The following is a 449-nucleotide window of genomic DNA, read 5'->3' on the forward strand; positions in this document are numbered from 1 at the left end:
TACCCTCCCAGGTCACAGAGAAATGAAGGTCGGAAGAGAACAAGAAAACCAAAAATAGGCAAGGCATGGATCATTACAAATCTGGTCCTGCTGTTCATGATTGTAGGTCTTTTCGGTTATTATTACATATTTGAACGCGATAGTAGTGGTTCTCTTGCGGACAATGCCGAGTATTCGCAAACTGAAAAGAATATCCATACGGAATCTGCTAATGATGATAAGAACTCTATTCCCTTAGTTAGTGAAAATGTGAATGAAACGAAGCAATCGACTATTCCAGACACAAACAGTCGTCCTGTGACTACGCCCGACACGAATGCCTCTGAAGGTAGCTCTTTAGAAACAAACTCATCACCGGAAAAAGAGGGGCACGCACAGGAGAATTCGTCCAATAAGGATGTAAACAACGATGATGATACACCCGTCGAGAAGAGAGAAAACGAGGACGT

At 42.8% G+C, this 449-nt stretch carries 1 pseudogene; it reads left to right on the forward strand.

The window, feature by feature from the left end:
* Positions 1-449: pseudogene (locus tag AC5V8P_RS26105) on the forward strand (CapA family protein); the annotation flags it as partial.

This window comes from Paenibacillus sp. N119s (genome assembly GCF_059447605.1).